This window comes from Pseudoalteromonas rubra, from assembly GCF_005887115.1.
Lineage (GTDB): Bacteria > Pseudomonadota > Gammaproteobacteria > Enterobacterales > Alteromonadaceae > Pseudoalteromonas > Pseudoalteromonas rubra_F.
This window is the reverse complement of record NZ_PNCJ01000007.1, coordinates 221,139-237,094: the sequence shown is the minus strand read 5'-3', so window position 1 is coordinate 237,094 and position 15,956 is coordinate 221,139. Positions and strand designations below refer to the sequence as shown.

The window sequence follows — 15,956 nt, the reverse complement described above, 5'->3', positions numbered from 1 at the left end:
GTGCTTCAGTAGCAGGAGCAGGTTCAGCTTGTACTTCAACCGGTGCTTCAGTAGCAGGCGCTGGTTCAGCTTGTGCTTCAACCGTTGCTTCAGTAGCAGGAGCAGGTTCAGCTTGTACTTCAACCAGTGCTTCAGTAGCCGGAGCTGGTTCAGCTTGTACTTCAACTTGAATTTCAGTAGCCGGAGCTTCTTCTGGTTGAACTTCATCCGGTGTTTCAGTAGCAGGCGCTTCCTCAGTTTGCACTTCTTGCGCTGCTTCAGTAGCAGGAGATTGTTCTACTTCTACTTCTACTTCAGCCGGAGCTTCAGTACTAGGTGCTACAGTCGCTTGGGTTTCATCAGGCTGATCTCCATCAACAGCTGGTATTGCCTCAGAATCTTCGACTTGCGCTCTTGCAGTTGCGCTCATTTCAGCTTCAAACTCTGCGGCGGCCTGATCTGCGACAGGCACAAACGCGGGTGCTGCATCTTTGCTTTCGTTGCGCTTACGCTTTTGCCCGGCAGCTCTTAGGTGGCGAGGAGAGCGACGAGAGCGAGTGCGCGGTTGTTCGCGTTGCTCTTTATCTTCTTCGCTTGATTCCTCAACTTTTTGGTTGTGTTGAGTTTGCTCAGCCACTTCTTCTGCTGGTGTCTCCGAAGCATGTTGTACCTTAGCTTCCACTTTTTGAGGTGCAGCCTCTTTAGCGACGTTGGTTGTAACCGCTTGCTCTTGCTCAGGCTTTTGTACAGGGATATCCGTAACCTCAGGCTGTACATCAGCACTTACCTCAGTAGTCTGGGCGTTGTTTGATTCACCTTCAACACGTACTTTCTTTTTCAGGTTACGACGTTGGCGACGTGGCTTAACTGGCTTGTCCTGGTTTGCCTGCTCTGCGTTGTCTTGTTTTTGCTCAGCACTTTGCTCAGAGCTTTGCTTCGCTTTATCCGAGTCGTTACGACGACGCTGGTTTTGGCGGCGACGCTTGTTACGGCCTTCACTACGCTCCTGATTATCGCTCTGCTCATCTTTGCGTGATTTAGTATCGCTGGTGTCTTGTTCAGCCTTACGATTATCATTGCGTTCGTCGTTACGGCGATCATTACGGTTGCGATTTTTGCGGCGCTGCTGGTTACGGCGGCGGTTATCCTGACGCTGACGGGGCTGTTGTTTAGGCTGCTCTTCCTCTTTTTGCTCTTCTTCAGAGCCAAACAAGCCCTTAAGCCATTTGCCGATACGACTCAATAATCCAGCTTCTTCCGCAACTTTCTTTTGTGACTGAGGTTGCTTGGTCGCTTCTGCAGGTTGTGGAGCCGGCGCTGGTGCTGTAGGCATGGCAACGCCTTTCAGAACAGGTTCTTCTTTGACGATAGGTGCTGCAATTGGTGCGGCAGCCACTTCTACTTCAGGCGTAACGACTTGCTCATAGCTCACACTTTCCGGCACATCATCCTTACGCAGGCGTACCACGTCATAGTGTGGTGTTTCCATATGCTGGTTAGGGATGATCACAACGTCACAGTTGTGGCGTTTCTCAATACGTTGTACAGCACGACGCTTTTCATTCAGCAGGTAAGAGCCTACTTTAACTGGTACTTGTGCATTAACCTGAGCTGTATTCTCTTTAATGGCTTCTTCTTCAATCAGACGCAAGATAGAAAGCGCAATCGATTCGTTCGAGCGAATGGTCCCTTGCCCATCACAACGAGGACATGTGTGTTGACTCGCTTCACCTAACGAAGGGCGTAAGCGTTGGCGTGACATTTCGAGCAAACCGAATCGTGAGATTTTGCCTATCTGTACTCGGGCGCGGTCTGCGCGTACCGCATCTTTCAGACGATTCTCTACTTCACGCTGGTGACGCGGAGGTGTCATATCAATGAAGTCGATAACGATCAGACCACCCAGGTCACGCAAACGTAATTGACGAGCAATCTCGTCAGCGGCTTCCAGGTTGGTATTTAGCGCTGTTTCCTCAATATCACCACCCTTTGTTGCCTTTGAGGAGTTGATATCGATAGAGGTGAGTGCTTCGGTCGGGTCAATGACGATTGAGCCACCAGAAGGTAAACGTACTTCACGTTGGAAAGCTGATTCAATCTGGCTTTCTATTTGATAGTGCGTGAACAGCGGAACATCATTTTGATAAAGTTTAACTCGATTGATGAAGTCAGGGCGGAAGCGCTCAATGTGGGCTTTCGCTTCTTCAAAAACACGGGCTTTATCAATCAGGATCTCACCGATATCACGGCGTAAATAATCACGGATAGCGCGGAAGATAACGTTACTTTCCTGATGGATTAAAAACGGCGCTTTGCCGCTGTCTGCAGCATTCTGGATTGCTTCCCAGTGTACCAGCAACGCCTTCAGGTCATATTCTAATTCTTCAAAAGATTTACCTACACCTGCTGTACGCACAATCAGACCCATGCCTTTTGGCAGGTTCAGACGGCTCAACGCTTCTTTCAATTCGATGCGTTCATCGCCTTCGATACGACGAGAAATACCGCCTGCACGAGGGTTATTAGGCATGAGTACCAAGTAGCTGCCGGCAACGCTGATAAAGGTGGTCAGTGCTGCACCTTTTTGGCCTCGTTCCTCTTTATCAACCTGAACAATGACTTCCTGGCCTTCTTTGATCACATCTTTGATGTTTGGGCGACCGTTGAATGTATAGCCTGAAGGAAAGTAAGTTTTGGCAATTTCTTTGAGAGGGAGGAAACCGTGGCGCTCAGCACCATAATCAACAAAAGCGGCTTCTAGGGAAGGTTCTATACGAGTGATTTTACCTTTATAAATATTGGCTTTTTTCTGTTCATGACCAGGGCTTTCGATGTCTAAATCGTACAGACGCTGGCCGTCAACCAGTGCAACGCGCATTTCTTCTTGCTGCGTCGCATTGATCAGCATACGTTTCATATTTTTACTCTACTTAATTTTTACACTTTGCCTGTGCTTGTTAGTTCAGGGGGTCAGTGTTCCTATTTTTATAATGCAGTCTCACGACTGGGAGACGGGAACAATCATTTACTTCCGCATGTAACGCTTATGCCACACTGCTTTATAAGTGGCGGGTTACTGAGTGTTTTACTCAACTTGCGGATGTCGCACGGGCCTGAACCTATCCCGACTAAACTACACAAGACATTAATAATTATTGCTTTTAATTTCGGTTATTTAGCTGTGTTTAATCAGTGCAATGAACTATTACACGCTTCATTTCAGATTAAACGCACGTATTTGTCACTGGGCTTGGTCGATAAAGCTGTGGAAATCTCAGCTCTAATCTGTATGATCCTCCACCCAAGATGTGCATCACAGCGGCATCAATGCGATAAAAAGCACGCTCGCAAAGATAGGCGGGCCGATTATCCCACTAATACCCGCGTGATAGCAACTAAATTATTACTCAATTCAGTGATTAGGCAATGTCAGAAAAAACCGGCTTAAAGGTAAGTTTTGTAACCATAACAGAAGACCAACTCGGTCAGCGTATAGATAACTTTTTGCTTACCCACCTTAAAGGGGTGCCAAAGAGTGCAATCTACAAAATTCTTCGCAAAGGGGAGGTCAGGGTTAACAAAAAGCGGGTGAAGCCAGTTTATAAGCTACAACTGAATGATGAAGTGCGTATTCCGCCGGTAAAAGTTGCTGAGAAATCCGAGTTTGTACCAAAAAATCTGGATAAAGTCGCCGGGTTGGAAGACGCGATTCTGTATGAAGATAAGTACTTGATAGTAATCAATAAGCCATCAGGTATGGCGGTGCATGGCGGCAGTGGTTTAAGTTACGGGTTGATCGAGGCCATTCGTGCATTGCGTCCGGAAGAAAGAAATTTAGAGTTAGTACATCGTCTCGATCGCGATACGTCGGGCTGTCTCTTGATCTCGAAACGTCGCGCTATTCTCAAAGGGCTGCACGAACAGCTCAGAGAAAAAACCATGGAGAAGAATTACTGGGCACTGGTGTGTGGTGAGTGGTCGGCTAAACATAAGAATGTTACTGAACCACTGCGCAAAAATACGCTGCAGTCGGGTGAGCGGGTCGTGCGGGTTGATCAAGAAGAGGGCAAAGCCTCACACACTCGTTTTCGGGTATTAGAACGCTTTGAGGGGGCAACGTTAGTGCAGGCATCACCGGTCACGGGGCGCACTCACCAGATCCGTGTACATACGCAATGTAAAGGCCACCCAATAGCGTGTGATGATAAATATGGCGATCAGGTGTTCGACAGCAGAATGCGTCAGATGGGCCTGGGTCGGTTATTCCTGCATGCCCGGGAGCTGAGGTTTATTCATCCAAAGCATGAAACCACATTACATGTCGAAGCGCCATTAGATAAAGCGCTGGAGCATTGTTTGTCTAAGCTCAGGAGCAATAATGACGCGTAAGCTGGTTATATTCGACTGGGACGGTACTGTGATGGACACAGTACCAAAAATTGTTAATACCATACGTAAAGTGACGACCGCCCATGGCCTTGACCCTGTCTCTGATGAAGCGTCCAAGTCAATAATCGGCTTGTCGTTAGAAAAGGCCATGGCGACTTTGTTCCCAGAGCATCAAGAAAACGTGGCTGATTTAGCACTGACTTATAAGCGCCTATATAAAGAAGACACAACTCCGGCAGTGGTCTTTACCGGAGTTGAAGTGTTGCTGTCTGCACTCAAAGCTGAAGGGTACTTGTTGGCTGTCGCGACAGGAAAGAGTCGGATTGGTTTGGATAACCTGCTGGCACAAAGTGGCTTGAGTGATTATTTTAGTATTACTAAAACGGCAGATGACGCAAAATCAAAACCCGATCCGGATATGCTGCAACAAATCTTATGCGAGCTGGATGTTAATCCTGATGATGCCGTCATGGTCGGTGATACCGCTATTGATATGCAGTTGGCCAATAATGCGAATGTGCCTGCCGTTGCAGTAACACTCGGCGCGGCCAGTGCCGCGCAGCTTAAAAAATACGTGCCGTTAGCCGTATGCGATAATTATGCACAGCTTATGGCGTTTTTATTGCCCGAGTACGTCGACGCCGAACTCTGCCAGTGATTTAGTCAGTTCGATCAGAGGGAGCCCAATTAACGTATTGGGGTCGTCTCCCTCTAGTTTGTCGAACAGGCAAATACCCAGTCCTTCACTTTTAAAACTCCCCGCACAGTTAAGCGGCTGCTCTTTTGCGACATAGTGTTCTATCTGGGCGTCTGTTAGCTGACGAAAATGGACCTTAAACGGCACGACTTTAGTAACAGCCCGCTGTGTCTCAAGCTGATAGACGCATAATCCGGTGAGAAACGTGACCACCTGGCCGCTGAATTGTTTAAGCTGTGCATGGGCATTTTCCACCGTATGAGGTTTGCCGAGGATCTTGCCGTCAAATAAAGCGACCTGATCTGAGCCAATCACCAATCCACTGCTATAATGTTGATGCGCGACACGCGCTTTGCTTTCACTTAACCTGGCAACCAGCTCAACAGGCGCCTCAGCAGGCAAACCTGATTCATCAATGTCGGGAGAAAAGCTGTCAAATGGCAGGCACAATTTTGCTAAAATTTGCTGCCTAAATGGCGAGCTGGAGGCTAATATAAGTGGTGATTTCATAAGTACCGTCACTGCGTTGTAGAAAATTCTCCATAGGATAATCACAACGTGGTTAAAAACAATATGAAAGTTTAATTTTGCTTTGACTAAAGCACTAACTATCTATATGATGCAGCCCCTATGCAAAAGGTGAAAATTCCCATCACCATTGATCCTTGCAAAGCGGCACAGCGCCGGGCCAGTTATGACGGTGTTATTGCGCTTGAAGAACTTTCTCGTTTGCAGCAAGTTGTGCAAGATCAAGTAGGTGAAATAGCGGTAACTATTCGTTGCGAAACAGACCAGCAAGGTTTGGTTGTAGTACGTGGAAGCGTGCAAGCCAAAGTCACCGTGTTATGTCAGCGTTGTAACGATGAATTAGGGTTGGATTTGGAACAAGACTTTGCGTATTCGCCAGTCGGATTAGGTGCAGAGTCGGAAGAACTCCCTGAGTGCTATGATGTTGTGGAGTTGGATGAAGAAGGTGAGATTAATCTGCGGCAAATTGTCGAAGATGAGTTGATACTGGCGATCCCCATCGTTCCTAAGCATACAGAAGCATCCTGTTCATTTTCTGATAAGCCAGTTAGCTTTGGTGATATAGAAGAACAAGAGAGCAAACCAAATCCATTTGAAATTTTAAAACAACTTAAGAAAGATTCTTAGGAGATAGGCTAATGGCGGTACAAAAAAGTAAAGTGTCACGTTCACGTCGTGGCATGCGTCGTTCACACGATGCTATTAACGGTCCTACACTAACTGTAGATCAAGTTTCTGGTGAGACTCACCGTCGTCACCACGTAACTGCTGACGGTTACTACAAAGGCGAAAAAGTAATTTCTAAGTAAGAGATTACTTATGCACGCTGATCTAACCATAGCGTTAGATATGATGGGGGGCGATTACGGCCCCCGTTCATCAATTCCTGCCGCAATCGCTGCAGTCGAAAAACATCCTCGCTTAATCCTACTCTTATGTGGCAATCGTTCCGTTTTGGAAGAGGCGCTCGAAAAAGCCAATGCACTGTCTCATCCACGTCTTATTGTTAAGCACTGTGATGAAGTGGTGACCAATACCTGCGATCCCGCTCAGGCGTTACGTAACAAGCGAAATTCTTCTATGCGCGTAGCATTGGATCTGGTCAAAGCCGGTCAGGCACAAGCCTGTGTGAGCTCTGGTAATACGGGCGCGTTGCTATCGATGGCGCACTATGTACTGAAGATGCTCCCTGGTATAAAGCGACCAGCACTGATCACTTCCGTACCCACTGAAAAGAAACAACCTGTGTATCTACTGGATCTTGGCGCTAACGTGCAATGTGATCCGGAAACCCTGTTGCAGTTTGCTATAATGGGGTCGATTGTTGCAGGTGCCGCGCTTAAACTCGACAAACCCAAAGTTCATTTGCTTAACATTGGCCTCGAAGATATAAAAGGTCACGATGGTATTAAGCAAGCAGCCAAGCTTATGCATGATTGCAAAGTGATCAATTATCAGGGGTATTGTGAGGGCAGTGATATATTTTCAGGTAAATCAGACGTCATTGTATGTGAGGGGTTTGTTGGCAATGTCGCATTGAAAACTTGTGAAGGAATTGCCAAACTTATCATGTTTAAGTTCACAAAAGCGTTGAAAAAACACCTTTTTTACCGATGTCTGGCGTTTTTACTCAGGCCCGTCATAAAAAAACTGTATAAACGTGTGAACCCCGACCAGTATAACGGCGCAAGTCTGGTAGGATTGCGCGGTATTGTAGTGAAAAGTCACGGAAATGCGTCGAAGAAGGCATTTATGGCTGCGATTGAAGAAGCAGCCAGAGAGATCGATAGACGTATTCCAGATAAAATCCAGGCGGCCTTTGAAGAAATGGCGCCGGTTGAAGAGACATCTGCCAGATCCTAGTTTCATCCAAATAGTGTGGCTAAGGAAAAGGCAGAATATAGAAATCAAAAGAGCACACTATGTCACAAAAGATTGCTTTACTATTCCCAGGCCAGGGCTCTCAGAGCGTAGGCATGCTATCGGAATTATTAGAAACTTCTCAAGTTGTTCAGGATACGTTTGCAGAAGCCTCTGCTGCATTAGGATATGACCTGGCTAAATTAGTATTAGACGGCCCTGAAAGCGAATTAAATGAAACACACCGTACTCAGCCTGCATTGCTCACAGCCAGTGTGGCTATTTTCCGTCAATGGCAGAGCGAGCAGGTCGATGCTGAATTGGTGCTGGCTGGCCATAGCCTGGGCGAATACTCTGCCCTGGTATGTGCAGGTGTACTAGAACTGTCTACTGCCGTTAAACTGGTTGAAAAACGTGGTCTGTATATGCAACAAGCAGTACCGACTGGTACGGGGTCTATGGCTGCAATCATAGGTCTGGATGATGATACCATTGCGACGATCTGTGAGGAACAGTCTGAGCATCAAGTCGTGGCGCCGGTCAATTTCAACTCTCCGGGCCAGGTGGTCATTGCTGGTCATAAAGAAGCGGTAGAGCGTGCGTCAGAAGCTTGTAAAGAGGCGGGCGCGAAGCGTGCATTGCCATTAGCGGTGAGTGTGCCTTCTCACTGTGCATTAATGAAACCGGCTGCGGAGCAACTTGCAACAGATCTTGCCGAAATCGAGTTTTCAGCACCAAACTTTCCAGTGATCAATAATGTCGACGTTGTTGCGCAAGAAAGTGGTGAAGCGATTAAAGATGCGCTTATTCGCCAGTTATACAGTCCGGTTCGTTGGACTGAGACGGTTCAGCAATTAGCAAAAGACGGGATCACGCAGGCGTATGAGTTTGGTCCAGGTAAAGTCCTGACTGGCCTGGCAAAGCGCATTGATAAATCTGTTGCATGTAGCGCGGTAAACGACGTTGCTTCTCTTACATCTGCAAAGTAAATAACGGAAATTAAGATGACAAACCTATTTGATTTAACAGGTAAAGTAGTACTTGTTACAGGCGCGAGCCGTGGTATTGGTAAAGCCATTGCAAATGCGATGGTTGCACAAGGTGCAAAAGTAGCGGGTACCGCAACAAGTGAGTCAGGTGCAGAAAAAATTTCTGACTACCTCGGCGAAAATGGTAAAGGGTACAAACTTAACGTAACCGATGCTGAGTCAATTGAAGCAACTCTGCAGGCAATCAAACAAGACCTGGGTGATGTAGATGTCTTGGTTAACAATGCCGGTATTACCCGTGACAACCTGTTGATGCGAATGAAGGACCAGGAGTGGGATGATATCCTTGATACTAACCTGAGCTCAATTTTCCGTTTGTCGAAGGCGGTTTTGCGTCCTATGATGAAGAAAAAATCAGGCCGTATCATCAATATCGGCTCAGTAGTAGGCACAATGGGTAACGCTGGTCAGGCGAACTATGCAGCGGCTAAAGCTGGCGTGATTGGTTTTTCGAAGTCGATGGCACGCGAAGTCGCATCACGTGGTATCACTGTGAATGTTATCGCACCTGGTTTTATCCAAACAGACATGACTGATGAGCTAACTGACGAGCAAAAGGCGGCAACGCTCGCGAACGTGCCAGCAGGGCGTCTTGGTAAGCCAGAAGAGATCGCAGCAGCGGCGGTTTACCTTGCATCAGATGCTGGTGCCTATGTTTCAGGCGAAACTTTGCACGTAAATGGCGCTATGTACATGGTGTAACAATTGTACGCGAGGTTGAAGTTTTTGTGATCTTGCGGCAATCTTACTTGAAATCGCTATTAAAATAGGCGATAAAAGTACAAAATATTTAGTAACAGGTTTGACCAGAAAAAAAAGTCATGGTCAATCCTTGAATCACAGTATGATGCGCCGTAAACTACGCCGCAATCTGAAATTAACGCGATAGCGTTTAAATAAAGGAAAGAAGAATGAGCGACATCCAAGAACGCGTAAAAAAAATCATCGTTGAGCAACTAGGTGTTAAAGAAGAAGAAGTAAAATCAGAAGCGTCTTTCGTAGACGATCTGGGTGCTGATTCTCTTGATACTGTTGAGCTGGTAATGGCTCTGGAAGAAGAGTTCGACACTGAAATCCCTGACGAAGAAGCTGAGAAAATCACGACTGTTCAGGCAGCGATCGACTACGTTACTGCTCACGCTGAGTAATTAACGACTTTAAATTAGGGCAGCGTTCGCTGCCCTGATTCTTTATCCCCCCATCATTTCGAAAATCCCTTTTGGAGGAAACCGTGGCTAAACGTCGAGTCGTAGTAACTGGCTTAGGTATGTTGACGCCGCTAGGTAATGACGTGGAGTCAACCTGGCAGGGCTTGTTAGAAGGCCGAAGTGGTATTCGCAATATCACACACTTTGACACAACTCAGTTCGGTACCAAATTTGCGGGTCTGGTCAATGATTTTGACGAGACTCAATACATGTCAAAGAAAGATGCCAAGAAAATGGACTTGTTCATTCAGTACGGTATCGCGGCGGGCGTACAGGCGCTTAAAGATTCCGGACTGGAAATCACAGAAGAAAATGCCAAACGCGTTGGTGTCGCTGTGGGATCTGGGATCGGGGGCCTGACACTGATTGAAGAAAACCATGTGAAGCTGCTCAACAGTGGCCCGCGCAAGTTGTCTCCTTTTTATGTGCCCTCGACCATCATTAATATGATCTCAGGTCATTTGTCCATCATGCACGGCCTGCAAGGCCCTAATATTTCTATTGTGACGGCATGTACGACAGGCCTGCATAATATCGGGCACGCGGCACGTATGATTGCCTACGGCGATGCGGATGCGATGGTTGCCGGTGGTGCAGAGAAAGCGTCAACCCCAATCGGTATGGGTGGCTTTAGTGCAGCGCGCGCTTTATCGACACGCAATGATGATCCACAAGCGGCGTCTCGCCCTTGGGATAAAGATCGTGACGGCTTCGTCCTGGCAGACGGCGCGGGTGTGATCGTGCTTGAAGAATATGAGCATGCGAAAGCACGTGGCGCGAAAATCTACGCAGAGCTGGTTGGCTTTGGTATGAGTGGCGATGCTTATCACATGACGTCACCGCCAGAAGATGGTGCAGGTGCTGCGCTGGCGATGGAAAATGCCTTACAAGACGCAGGTGTAAATGCCGAGCAGGTCGGTTATATCAATGCCCACGGTACGTCTACATCGGCGGGTGACAAAGCAGAAACTTCAGCAGTGAAGTCTATCTTTGGTAATGCGGCGAAAGACGTGATGGTAAGCTCATCCAAGTCTATGATGGGCCACTTATTGGGTGCTGCGGGTTCTGTAGAGTCGATCATCAGTATTTTGTCGTTACAACATCAAAAAGTAACACCGACCATCAATCTGGATAATCCTGATGAAGGGTGCGATTTGGATTACGTACCACACACGGCACGTGATGCTAAGCTAGACTATGCGCTATGTAACTCATTTGGGTTCGGTGGCACAAATGGCTCTTTGCTGTTTAAGAAAGTCTGATAGCTAACTCAGTATAAGAACCCGGCAATGCCGGGTTTTTTTATGTCTATATGGCACCGTGTGAATGGCGAATATGATACAGTTGGGTCAATCTATTTGGTGTGGTTAAGAATAATGCAGCAGGTAAGTAGTCTGGATCGTGGCCTCAATTACGGTGATGGCTTTTTTACAACGGTTAAAATTTCAACGGGTAAATTGGAGCACTGGGAAGGCCATTTAAAACGCTTGGCGCAGTGCGCACGTGCTTTGTATTTCCCAGAGCTAGACTTTAGGGCACTGACAGAGCAATGCGAGAGCGCGTCGAGGGATGTGGATGAAGGCGTGCTCAAAGTGGTGATCACCCGAGGAGAGGGCGGCAGAGGCTATAGCTTGCCCGACCAGGTTCAGGTGAAAACCCTAGTGTCGCTATCGGCGTATCCAACTCATTATGCGCGCTGGCGTGATGAGGGCGTGACTCTCGCCCTGTCTGATGTTCGTTTGGGTCACCAACCTACGTTAGCCGGGCTGAAAACACTGAACCGTCTGGAGCAGGTGCTGATCAAGCAAAATGCTGCCAATAAAGCTACGGATGATGTACTTGTGATGGACTTACAGGGCTTGGTCATAGAGAGTTCTGCAGCCAACATTCTGATCTATAAAGATAAGTACTGGTATACGCCCGATTTATCTCACTGTGGGATCCAGGGCGTTTTTCTCTCCAGCCTGCAACAGCATAACGCCATTCAAACGACTTCTCTGAGCCTGGAGTCTGTTTATGTGGCTGACGCTGTTTATCTGTGTAACAGCCTGATGGGCCTGGTGCCGGTACGTCAGATTGATAATCATTGTTTCAACCTGGAAAAGGCGCATGCCTGGGCAAAGGAGCTTGTTGTTAGATCATGATTAAAAAGCTGATTTTACTTTTGCTGTTGGGATTAGTCATTGTTGTACTGGCAGCCACGCACACCATTTCAGAGTTTAAGGATGCACCACTTCGCAGCGATACCCACTACTTTGAGGTGAAGCGGGGAGACAGCTTTTTGGCCATTTGCCAGCGCTGGCAACGCCAGAGCTGGGTAGACAGCTGCTTGCCTTATCAGGTTTACGGCAAAATATTCCCCGAGCGGGTCAAAGTCAAAGCGGGTGTCTATGAATTACAAGGTTTGAGTGTACTCGATGCGCTATCAAAGCTAAGTGCCGGGGCGCAGGCCGATTTCATGTTCACCATTATTGAAGGGCAAACCTTTAAACAGGTACTGACAAACCTCAAAGATGCACCGTTTATTCACTTTGACCTGAACGAAGCGGACGTGGCAAAGCACATGCGCCTTGATACAGCAGGGCTGTCCGGTGATCAGGCTTTTCATCCGGAAGGCTGGTTATATCCCGAAACCTATCATTACCACGCGCACAGTAAAGCATCTGCCCTGATAAAACGTGCCAGTGAGCGTATGCAGCAGCAACTGAAATTTGCATGGCAACAACGTTCAGAGGATCTTCCTATCAATTCAGCCTACGAGGCACTGATCCTGGCATCAATCATCGAAAAGGAAACCGGCAAAGCAGTGGAGCGCCCAGTTATCGCGTCTGTATTTGTCAATCGGTTGAACCGCAAGATGCGATTGCAAACGGATCCGACGGTCATTTATGGATTGGGTGAGCGTTTTGACGGTGATATCAAGCGCCGTGACTTACGTGAACATACACCTTATAACACATATAGAATTAGAGGGTTACCGCCGACTCCTATCGCCATGCCGTCATTTGATGCGATAAAAGCGGCAACTCAGCCAGCGCAAACAGATTATCTGTATTTTGTATCCAAAGGTGACGGCAGCCATTATTTTTCAAAGTCTTTACGAGAGCATAATCAGGCAGTACAGCGCTATATTTTGAGCAAGCAAAGTGGGTGAGTGAGCGACAATAGTCATGATTATCAAAGCGTGTCATAAGCGGCTGTATAAATAAAAAAGCACCGCAATACTTCTCGACATTACCGCCTCAAAAAGTAGCAGTTCGCCGCATTGTCAAAAAAAGTTGGAGTCGTTGCACCGGGTGGCTATTACAGTGTGCTTTATATGGATGATAGCCGACCGGTGTATTTGCCATCAATCTCAAAGACATGAAAGCTGTTCCAAGCTTTGGTATGAAAACGCTGATTTATCGCGATGCAGCGCCAGGACATCACTTTCAGATAGCGCTGAACATGCTGTAATCAGATATTGGCCCGATGTGCCAGAATGCCTCGTTGAGCTGCGTGACAAAGTGGCGTAAGGCACTCGGTGACAAGCTTGATACCAAAGTATTCCATTAAGTGAACTTACCAACAGGTAGCAGACCACTGCGATTGTGGGAGAAAGTGTCGACCGTTGGAGAGTATCATAAAGCTAAATTTTAGAGGCGCCTTAGTTTTAGTCCGTAAAAAGGCGCTTATTGTAGATCTAATTTACGTCTTTTTATTATTCTGATTCATTGTTCAAAAAGAGGGAGTGATATCCCTCTCAGTTACCTGACTTAGCAGTTACCGCAGTCTGTGTGTGGCTGACAGTCCCCGGCATGCGCCGTATGGGGATTAGGCAGGCCACCACCCACCACATCTGCGGTTAGATTTTTATTGATGATAGCTTGATGTGTAAGGGCTTTCAGGCTTTTTTTCTTTAAAAGTATTTTCATTTCAATTTTCCTTATCTTTTCAAATATTGAAGAGCAACACTACCTGAGCCAACTAGGTTAAAGTGATGGTCTACAGCTGTCGCTCAAACTGTATGCTTATTGCATACAATATCCATTATTGGTTTTTTATGATGGTTAGTCAAGAGTACGTTAGTTTAAAAGTATGATATTAAGATGCTTATCTTTGATTTAAAGATGAAGTAATACGGTTTTATGATGAAAAATGTTTTATTGGTATAATGTATTCAAAGCTATTTTTGTCTGGTAGGCTTAGCTTATTGAGGTATGAAATAGGTCTTTTCTAAGATGAGTCAGTATATACAACGGCAAACCAGTTTACGCAATCAGCTTCTGACATCCGGCTATGAGGGAATGCTAGTCTTCGGTTATGAGAACATTCGTTATTTGTGTGGATTCAGTGGTCATGCAGCCACGCTATTGATCAGTCATGAACAGTGTTTACTGATTACCGACTATCGTTACTTTGAGCGAGCACAGAAAGAAGCTGAACAGGCTGAAGTGGTACTCAGGCACCGAGATACTGAAAGCCTGGGTCAATGCCTGAGCCGTTTATCTGGGCAGTTAAAGGTACTTGCTTTTGATGCAGCTCATATTGATGTAGGCCAGTGGCAGCAGATCAGTAAGGAACTCTCAGGCCGTGTTCTAACGCCAATACTCGGGCTGGTAGAACAATTAAGACAGGTTAAAACCGCGCATGAGATTACCCGCATTCGTCAGGCTGCACAGATAGCTGATCAGGCACTGGCAGATACGTTACCTCTAATAAAAGAGGGGGTGAGTGAACGTGATCTAGCATTGGAGTTAGATTATCGGATGCAAAAATTAGGATCTGAGGGCGTTTCGTTTGACACCATACTTCTGTTTGGTGCACGCAGTGCCTTACCACACGGAAATCCTTCAAAGCAGACACTTCAGCATGGAGATTTAATCCTGATTGATTTCGGTGCTGTTGTGGACGGCTATCGCTCGGATATGACACGGACCTATGTGTATGGCACCCCAAGTACCAGACAACGGGCAATGTTTGATACAGTGCAAACAGCTCAGCAAGCAGCTCTGGCTAGAGCGCGCGCTGGTTTAGATTGTCAGGTGTTGAATGAGGCTGCCCATGCTGTGCTGCTTGACAGTGATTTTGCTCAATATGCAGGTGAGGGACTAGGTCATGGCCTGGGGCTTTTCTTACATGAGCAGCCTTTCATCAAATCCGGTGTCAATTATCATCTTGAACAGGGCAATGTCATTACCATAGAGCCTGGTATTTACATTCCGGGTTATGGTGGGGTCAGGCTGGAAGAAGATATTGCTATCACTGAAGCTGGCTATGAGCTCCTTACTCACTCCCCTCAACATTTTGAGCTCTAAGAAGAGATTATGAAAATCATCGACCGTAAACAGGTTCATCAGGCGCTCACATTTCCAAATCTGATTGCGGCGCTTCAGTGCGGGTTTGCCAGCGAGCATGCTATGCCAAAGCGCAGTGTTTTTGAACTGGATACACATACCGATAATCATGATGCATTCGCTGTGCTACCAGCATGGAATGACACTGTCATTGGTGTAAAAGCTTTCACCTATTTCCCCGACAATGACGTCCATGGTAAAGCCAGCCTTTACTCCAAGATTATGTTGTTTGATCGTGCGTACGGTGAACCGTTGGCGCTGGTGGATGGCACCCAGGTGACTTTATGGCGCACGGCAGCGGTGTCAGCTCTGGCAGCATCATACCTTGCCAGAGAAGATACCACGCATTTGGTGGTGTTTGGCTCTGGCAAGCTGGCACCTTACATGGTCCGCGCGCATCTGGCCGTAAGGGGTTATAAAAAGGTAACGCTGATCGCCAGAAATGCCGATAAAGCGGCCAGCCTTCAGGCGTCTTTGGTGGCTATGTTTCCTGAGGTTAGATTCGAGCTAGGTCAAAGCAGTGCAGAGGTGATCAGTTCGGCAGATGTTATCTGCACTGCGACAGGAAGCCATAAGCCACTATTTGACGGGCGCTGGTTGAAACCAGGTACACATATTGACCTGATAGGTAATCATCACAAAAATGCCAGAGAAATAGATACTGCGACTTTACTTGCCAGTCGTGTGTTTGTGGACAGCAGAGCTAACGTCTTGAATGAAGCTGGAGAACTACTTATCCCAATACAGCAAGGGGTATTTAAAGCCGAGCAGGTTGAGGGGGAGCTGGCTGATATGGCTCGGGAAAATCGTTATCTGCGCAACCTCGATAGTGAAATTACTTTGTTTAAGTCGGTAGGTACAGCACTCAGTGATTTGATTGCTGCCAAACTGGTAATGGAGCATTGTTAAT

Annotated in this window: 17 protein-coding genes; 14 read left to right on the top strand and 3 right to left on the bottom strand. The window is 47.0% G+C overall.

What is annotated here, in order from left to right:
- Positions 1-2,896 (bottom strand): ribonuclease E (rne, locus tag CWB98_RS04965; RefSeq protein WP_138543855.1); only part of this gene is annotated, 2,896 nt, incomplete at its 3' end.
- A gap of 509 nt (positions 2,897-3,405) precedes the next feature.
- On the opposite strand from rne, the gene rluC reads away from it, so the two are divergent.
- Positions 3,406-4,368: a 23S rRNA pseudouridine(955/2504/2580) synthase RluC gene (rluC, locus tag CWB98_RS04960; protein WP_138543854.1), complete on the top strand. Its 963-nt coding sequence runs from the start codon at positions 3,406-3,408 to the stop codon at positions 4,366-4,368.
- Positions 4,358-5,026, top strand: coding sequence for an HAD-IA family hydrolase (locus CWB98_RS04955; protein WP_138543853.1), 669 nt, complete (start codon positions 4,358-4,360; stop codon positions 5,024-5,026). The genes rluC and CWB98_RS04955 overlap by 11 nt, the downstream gene beginning before the upstream one ends.
- On the opposite strand, the gene CWB98_RS04950 is transcribed toward CWB98_RS04955, so the two are convergent.
- Positions 4,988-5,575 carry a Maf family protein gene (locus CWB98_RS04950; protein WP_138543852.1) on the bottom strand — a complete coding sequence of 196 codons (588 nt, stop codon included), beginning with the start codon at positions 5,573-5,575 and terminating at the stop codon, positions 4,988-4,990. The genes CWB98_RS04955 and CWB98_RS04950 overlap by 39 nt on opposite strands.
- A 120-nt stretch (positions 5,576-5,695) precedes the next feature.
- Here CWB98_RS04950 and yceD point away from each other — a divergent pair, with 120 nt between their 5' ends.
- The 10 genes from yceD (at position 5,696) to CWB98_RS24700 (ending at position 13,166) form a co-directional block, all read left to right on the top strand.
- Entirely contained in the window at positions 5,696-6,220 is a 525-nt protein-coding gene (gene yceD, locus CWB98_RS04945) for a 23S rRNA accumulation protein YceD (protein WP_138543851.1), read from the top strand.
- An 11-nt stretch (positions 6,221-6,231) separates the two neighbouring features.
- A complete protein-coding gene (rpmF, locus tag CWB98_RS04940) occupies positions 6,232-6,402 on the top strand; it encodes a 50S ribosomal protein L32 (RefSeq protein ID WP_010382129.1) in 171 nt (56 codons plus the stop codon).
- Positions 6,403-6,412: 10 nt separating this feature from the next.
- Positions 6,413-7,456, top strand: a complete 1,044-nt coding sequence (gene plsX, locus CWB98_RS04935) for a phosphate acyltransferase PlsX (RefSeq protein ID WP_138543850.1) — start codon at positions 6,413-6,415, stop codon at positions 7,454-7,456.
- Positions 7,457-7,515: 59 nt separating this feature from the next.
- Positions 7,516-8,442: an ACP S-malonyltransferase gene (fabD, locus tag CWB98_RS04930; protein WP_138543849.1), complete on the top strand. Its 927-nt coding sequence runs from the start codon at positions 7,516-7,518 to the stop codon at positions 8,440-8,442.
- Between the two features lie 15 nt (positions 8,443-8,457).
- A complete protein-coding gene (gene fabG, locus CWB98_RS04925) occupies positions 8,458-9,204 on the top strand; it encodes a 3-oxoacyl-ACP reductase FabG (protein ID WP_138543848.1) in 747 nt (248 codons plus the stop codon).
- Between the two features lie 209 nt (positions 9,205-9,413).
- A complete protein-coding gene (acpP, locus tag CWB98_RS04920; RefSeq protein WP_010374019.1) occupies positions 9,414-9,650 on the top strand; it encodes an acyl carrier protein in 237 nt (78 codons plus the stop codon).
- A gap of 83 nt (positions 9,651-9,733) precedes the next feature.
- Positions 9,734-10,972, top strand: a complete 1,239-nt coding sequence (gene fabF / locus CWB98_RS04915; RefSeq protein WP_138543847.1) for a beta-ketoacyl-ACP synthase II — start codon at positions 9,734-9,736, stop codon at positions 10,970-10,972.
- Positions 10,973-11,014: 42 nt separating this feature from the next.
- The gene (gene pabC / locus CWB98_RS04910) at positions 11,015-11,854 is read left to right on the top strand and encodes an aminodeoxychorismate lyase (RefSeq protein WP_249364610.1); all 840 of its coding nucleotides are present in this window, start codon (positions 11,015-11,017) and stop codon (positions 11,852-11,854) included.
- Positions 11,851-12,864 (top strand): endolytic transglycosylase MltG, encoded by a 1,014-nt coding sequence (mltG, locus tag CWB98_RS04905; protein ID WP_138543846.1) that lies wholly within the window; start codon positions 11,851-11,853, stop codon positions 12,862-12,864. Before pabC ends, mltG begins: the two co-directional genes overlap by 4 nt.
- Positions 12,865-13,058: 194 nt before the next feature.
- The gene (locus tag CWB98_RS24700) at positions 13,059-13,166 is read left to right on the top strand and encodes a hypothetical protein (RefSeq protein WP_349304481.1); all 108 of its coding nucleotides are present in this window, start codon (positions 13,059-13,061) and stop codon (positions 13,164-13,166) included.
- A 299-nt stretch (positions 13,167-13,465) separates the two neighbouring features.
- Here CWB98_RS24700 and CWB98_RS23890 read toward each other — a convergent pair whose 3' ends face one another.
- Positions 13,466-13,624, bottom strand: a complete 159-nt coding sequence (locus CWB98_RS23890) for a hypothetical protein (protein WP_171045584.1) — start codon at positions 13,622-13,624, stop codon at positions 13,466-13,468.
- A gap of 306 nt (positions 13,625-13,930) precedes the next feature.
- Between CWB98_RS23890 and CWB98_RS04895 the strand changes: the two genes are divergently transcribed.
- Together CWB98_RS04895 and CWB98_RS04890 are read left to right on the top strand one after the other, a co-directional pair.
- Complete coding sequence (locus CWB98_RS04895) at positions 13,931-15,007, top strand: M24 family metallopeptidase (RefSeq protein WP_138543845.1); 1,077 nt, start codon at positions 13,931-13,933, stop codon at positions 15,005-15,007.
- Between the two features lie 9 nt (positions 15,008-15,016).
- Complete coding sequence (locus CWB98_RS04890) at positions 15,017-15,955, top strand: ornithine cyclodeaminase family protein (protein WP_138543844.1); 939 nt, start codon at positions 15,017-15,019, stop codon at positions 15,953-15,955.
- Position 15,956: the final 1 nt, after the last annotated feature.